The organism is Deinococcus murrayi DSM 11303 (assembly GCF_000482805.1).
GTDB classification, from domain to species: Bacteria; Deinococcota; Deinococci; order Deinococcales; family Deinococcaceae; genus Deinococcus; species Deinococcus murrayi.
In genome coordinates this window covers 85001-89819 of sequence record NZ_AXWT01000020.1, presented here as the reverse complement: position 1 = coordinate 89819, position 4819 = coordinate 85001, and the positions used below count along the sequence as shown (strand labels likewise).

7 protein-coding genes and 1 tRNA gene (1 of these 8 only partly in view) are annotated in these 4819 nt (G+C 61.7%); 3 read left to right on the top strand and 5 right to left on the bottom strand.

Annotation, left to right across the window (positions count from 1 at the left end):
• On the bottom strand, positions 1 to 268 hold a 268-nt coding region (locus H565_RS0104785), incomplete at its 3' end, for a transposase family protein (protein ID WP_027460045.1).
• A gap of 106 nt (positions 269 to 374) precedes the next feature.
• On the opposite strand from H565_RS0104785, the gene H565_RS0104780 reads away from it, so the two are divergent.
• Positions 375 to 449: transfer RNA gene (locus tag H565_RS0104780), tRNA-Ala, on the top strand.
• A 90-nt stretch (positions 450 to 539) separates the two neighbouring features.
• On the opposite strand, the gene H565_RS15965 is transcribed toward H565_RS0104780, so the two are convergent.
• From H565_RS15965 to H565_RS0104770, 4 genes are all read right to left on the bottom strand, one after another.
• Positions 540 to 1625, bottom strand: a complete 1086-nt coding sequence (locus tag H565_RS15965; protein WP_084542895.1) for a DNA adenine methylase — start codon at positions 1623 to 1625, stop codon at positions 540 to 542.
• A 28-nt stretch (positions 1626 to 1653) separates the two neighbouring features.
• Complete coding sequence (locus H565_RS16285; protein ID WP_157468878.1) at positions 1654 to 2187, bottom strand: PDDEXK family nuclease; 534 nt, start codon at positions 2185 to 2187, stop codon at positions 1654 to 1656.
• On the bottom strand, positions 2184 to 2426 hold the full coding sequence (locus tag H565_RS15960; RefSeq protein WP_084542894.1) for a helix-turn-helix domain-containing protein: 243 nt from the start codon (positions 2424 to 2426) through the stop codon (positions 2184 to 2186). The genes H565_RS16285 and H565_RS15960 overlap by 4 nt, the downstream gene beginning before the upstream one ends.
• 130 nt (positions 2427 to 2556) lie before the next feature.
• Positions 2557 to 3549, bottom strand: coding sequence for a homoserine dehydrogenase (locus H565_RS0104770; RefSeq protein ID WP_245576161.1), 993 nt, complete (start codon positions 3547 to 3549; stop codon positions 2557 to 2559).
• 171 nt (positions 3550 to 3720) lie between these two features.
• Here H565_RS0104770 and prfA point away from each other — a divergent pair, with 171 nt between their 5' ends.
• The gene (gene prfA, locus H565_RS0104765) at positions 3721 to 4794 is read left to right on the top strand and encodes a peptide chain release factor 1 (protein ID WP_281170892.1); all 1074 of its coding nucleotides are present in this window, start codon (positions 3721 to 3723) and stop codon (positions 4792 to 4794) included.
• Positions 4781 to 4819 carry the start of an NUDIX hydrolase gene (locus tag H565_RS0104760; RefSeq protein WP_027460042.1) on the top strand. It continues 459 nt past the right edge of the window, so 39 of the gene's 498 nt are visible here — the first part of the coding sequence; it begins with the start codon at positions 4781 to 4783; its stop codon lies off the right edge, out of view. Before prfA ends, H565_RS0104760 begins: the two co-directional genes overlap by 14 nt.

Genomic DNA, 4819 nt, shown 5'->3' with positions numbered 1-4819 from the left:
TCTGGAGCTGGGCCAGGTGGCTATCCAGGGACCAGAAGAAGCGGTAAATCATGGCTTGCTGTGGGATTCGATCGAGCGCGAGGTGCTGTGTCAGCACCTCGCGCTGCCCTTGCAGCCACTGAGAGAGCGCCAGGATGTTTTCCGGCCCAGACAGCAGGCCGACCAGAATGACCGTCCAGAGCGTCTCCCAGGGGTATGTGATGCGCTTCTGGTCGCGCCAGTCCGGGATTTGGGTTAAAAAGGGCAGTGGGCTGATGGGTGGTTGCACAACTCCCTATCAGCCCTTTTTCTTGGCCTCAGTCAAGATAAAAGCCTGGCCATGCTAGCGGGTGCTTGCCCTCCCCGCCCCGCTCTGCTACCTTGAGCGGCGCTGAGGGGGCATAGCTCAGCGGGAGAGCATCCGCTTTGCAAGCGGAGGGTCAAGAGTTCGAATCTCTTTGCCTCCACCAAAGAAAACCGCGCCTGGTGCGCGGTTTATTTTTTTGGGCTGGGGTGCAAGTGTGCGGAAGACGTAGAGAGATTTTGGTCGTGCACCACCACTAAAAAAGCGGCACTGGTGCAGACGCTGCTGTACGATGCTCCACGCGGGCGGCGCAAGCATCCACCACGTCGGAAGCTCCAGCAAGGAAGATATACTCTAGGTTTCTCAGATGACTGACTTGCCCTACTCGCTCCCCAGATGGGTTGTGAATGCCAATCTGAGCACCAACATAGCGTTTATAATCGAACGCAAGGAGCCGAACATCCTCAAAGCCAGCCTCGCGCAGCAGAATCATCATTTCGTTCGGCTCGATCCATGATTCGTTGTTGTAGGATACGACGACTAGGTCGGCACTGATAGAGTTGAGGAGGCGCTGCATCTCTTTAGGCATCTCGCGCTTCATATTATAAACACTTTTTGTGCTTGCATCGCGGGAATCTAGGCGCTTTCTCGCTACTCCGTAGGTCTCAGGCTCATCCCATCTTATCAGGGTTTCCCATATGTGATAGTTTGTAAAATATCGATGCTGATTATAGGGTGGGTCGAGATAAACCAGTTCCTGACGAGGGAGATTCCGAACAAGATCTAGGGCATCGCAGCGACTGGTAATGCCGCTTCCGGAGATTAAGTTGGGGAGTCGGAGTTCTAGGTCGTTATATGATCGGGAGGCCCACTCCTTTAGGTAGGCCATCTGTACCCCTGTTGTTGAGTCAACGCGGTCTGCTGCGGCCATCAGGCTCGTTAGCAGGATTGGCCGCATCCAAGATTCTGAATAACGCTCCTCGATGGCGTCGCGTATGGCATCAATCCTTTCACCATTTTTGGGCTGGAAAAACCTCGCCTCTTCACAAAAAGTGCGCGTGAAATAGCCTCGCTTTCCCGGAAGCTGATTGAGTTCCTGCAATGTGCAAGCCAGCTCGTTCATATCTACGGATTTGGCATCAGTAGATATATAGCATTGAGACATGACCTCCGAATACGTTGCAATGTCATTAGCAAGAACTCTTAAGCCGCGACGCTTGAACTCCTGTGCCACACGCGTTGTACCAGTGAAAAGGTCTACGGCGCTCGTCACCCTCGCCTCTTCCGCTATCGCTCCGAGGACGGGCACCAATGTGCGCTTACTGCCGAGGTACTTGATCATGGCTTAAGTATACAGTGGCTGGTTGGCCTCACTGAGGCACGACCTGCGGAGTCCCATCGTCTTGCGGGTCTATCAGCCATCTGCTAGCGATGCGAGCAATGTAATCCGCCAAAGAGTCAAGGTCGTAGTCAACCCAGCAAAAATAGTGGTCCGGTTCGAAGTAGAACGGATGCTTGACCGTATATCGCTCCATCGTTGACAGGGACTCACACATGATAGTGCCGAAGGGATGATAATCGTAACCAAATTTTTTGTGTAATTCTTTGTAAAACTGAACTGTATGGTGCTTGCACGCTCTCTCATCTGCATTACCGGCAGGACCCTGTTTTTTGACTTCGAAGAAGAACTTACGACCGGTTGCTAAGAACTCGATACTTGCTTCTGGGACGACACCATACCTTTCCCCGATGACGAAGCGTAAGTCGCCCGGATGATCTTCCACGCGCCACTCATTCGAATCGAGGATTTTTTTGAGGGCTTCTACAAAGTTTTTCTCCGAAGTTCGAAATGTCCGGTCATGCCCTGGCTGGCGTGCACGTCGGCTTAACATTGCGGAGTTCATGCCCATCGCCCATCCTCCTTTGTAGGGCAGACGAGGAGCTGAAGTGGATCGACGCCGAGACGCTCGGAGAGACGTTCAACGCTCTGAAGGGTCGGATTACGTTCCCCGCGCTCTAGGCCGCCAATGTACGTTCGGTGTACTTGGAGAAGCTCTGCTAGAGCCTCCTGACTTAGGCCATGGGCGGCTCTATATCTTCTGAGGTTGGCTCCAAGTCGCCGCTGAAGATCTCCTATAGCCATGCTACAACCCTGCAACCTAAGCTACTTATCCGGCTACAGACTCATGAGTATCAAGTTGGGAAATTACACGGTGAGGGTTGGACGCTTGGTGACGTTCTCGGAGTGGAGGCGTACGATGTCGTTCTGCCCCTCAGTGCAGCGGCACGTGCCCCGGAAAGCCCAGCACCCAGTCGAGCAAATCCCCCACCATCGCCGACGCGGTGACCATCCCGCCCGCCCCGCCCCCGGCGAAAATCAGCGGGCCGCATTCCTCGCCCTCGTACACCAAGGCGTTGCGGCTGGCCCCCTCGTTGCACAGGGGGTGGGTCATCGGCAGACGCTGGGGAGAAACGCGGGCGTGCCAACCGTCCTCCTCGCGGCGCAACTCGGCCACCAGCTTGATGCGCTCTCCCGCTGCCCTTGCCGCCTGCACGTCCTCCAGGGTCACGCCCTCGATGCCCTCAATCTCGACCGCCGAGTACGGAAAGTTCCCGTGGGCACAGAAGCGGGCCAGCACGGTCAGCTTGTGGGCGGTGTCGAAACCGCCGATGTCCAGGGTGGGCGGGTCTTCGGCGTAGCCCAGGGCCTGCGCCTGCGCGAGGGCCTCCGCGTAGGGCTTCCCGGCTTCCATCTGCGAGAGGACGTAGTTGCAGGTCCCGTTCAGCACGGCCTGAAGGCGGGTAAAGGTGCTCGCCCGCAGCACCGTGCTCATCGGGCCGATGACGGGCGTTCCGGCCATCACCGCCGCCTCGTAGTACAGCCGTCCGGCGAGGGCGTGCTCCCGCAACTCGTCCCAGCGCTCGGCGAGCAGCGCCTTGTTCGCGGTGACCACGGGCCGTCCGCTGCGGAGGTAGGGCGCGAGCAGCGCGAGGGGCGTTTCGATGCCCCCCAGCGCTTCAATCACGACCGCGCACTCCTGAAGGAAAGTGGGGTCGTCCCGCAGCGGCGTGCCCGGCGGCACGTCCCGCTCGCGGCCCAGGTCGCGCACGAGGACCCCCGCGACCTCCACTTCTACGCCCATGCTGGCGAAGACGCCCCGGCGGCGTTCCAGCAACTTCAGCACGTTCTGCCCCACCGTGCCGCAGCCCAGCAGCCCCACCGTTACCCGCCGCGTTGCCCCGTCTCTCCCTGTCGCAGTCTGCACCGCTCCAGTTTGCACGTCCCCGGCCCGCCGAGTGGGGGGGCTGTTCCTTGCCTTCCGGTCAGCCTGCCGGGGGCGGGGGTAGACTGCCCCCATGAAGCCTGTGTCCACCCCCGTTCTCCCCCCCGCCGGGCCGCCGTGGTGAGCGGTGCCCAGAGAAGCCGCCTGGAGGAGTTGGCGGCTGAGTTTTCGCATATCGAGCGGGCGATGGGTGACCCCTCGGTCCTTGCTGACCCCGCCGAGTACACCCGCCTGACCCGCCGCCACCGCGAACTGACCCCGGTCGTGGCCCTGCACCGCGAGCGGGCAGAGGCGGCAGAAGCCCTGGCCCAGGCCCGCGAGCTGCTGACCGACCCCGAACTGCGCGAGTTGGCCGCCGGGGAGGTCGAGACCCTGACGGCGCGGCTCGCCGAACTCGACGCCGAGTTAGAGGTGCTGCTACTCCCCACCGACCCCGACGACCCCCGCGATGTGGTCTTGGAGCTGCGGGCCGGGGCCGGGGGTGCGGAAGCGGGCCTGTTCGTGATGGACCTCCTGCGGATGTACACCCGCTACGCCGAGGGCGCGGGCCTGAGGCTCAGCGTCCTGGAAGCCTCCGAGAGCGACCTCGGCGGGGCGAGCCGGGTGGTTGCGGAGGTGACGGGCGAGTTTGCCTTTCGCGCCCTGAAGTGGGAGCGCGGCGTGCACCGGGTCCAGCGCGTTCCCGCCACCGAGTCGCAGGGGCGCATCCACACCAGCACGGTGACGGTCGCGGTGCTGCCGCAGGTCGAGGCGGGTGAGGTCACCCTCGACCTTTCCGAGGTGCGCCTCGACGTGTTCCGCTCGCAGGGGGCGGGCGGGCAGGGCGTCAACACCACCGACTCGGCGGTGCGGGCGGTGTACCGCGCGGGGACCCCCGATGAAATCGTCGTGGTCTGCCAAGACAGCCGCTCGCAAATCAAGAACCGCGAGAAGGCCCTGCAAGTGCTCGCCGCTCGCCTGCATGAGCGTGAGCGGGCCGCCCGCGAGGCGGAGGAAAGGCAGGCCCGCGCCGCGCAGGTCGGCACGGGCGAGCGGTCCGAGAAGATTCGCACCTACAACTACCCGCAACATCGGGTCACCGACCACCGCCTGGAGGGGGAGGTCAAGAACTTTGACCTCGGCAGCGTGATGGCGGGGGGCCTCGCGCCCGTTGTAGCGGCCCTGGCCCGGCAGGAGCGCGAGCGTCAACTGCTCGCCCTCGCGGAGGCCCCCGATGGCGCGGCGTGACCTCCTTGTTGCCGCCGGGGTGCTG

Excerpts from the sequence above, each read along its gene's own strand:
- H565_RS16285 (WP_157468878.1), bottom strand. The coding sequence starts at position 2,187 with ATGAACTCCGCAATGTTAAGCCGACGTGCACGCCAGCCAGGGCATGAC.
- H565_RS15965 (WP_084542895.1), bottom strand. The coding sequence starts at position 1,625 with ATGATCAAGTACCTCGGCAGTAAGCGCACATTGGTGCCCGTCCTCGGA.
- H565_RS15960 (WP_084542894.1), bottom strand. The coding sequence starts at position 2,426 with ATGGCTATAGGAGATCTTCAGCGGCGACTTGGAGCCAACCTCAGAAGA.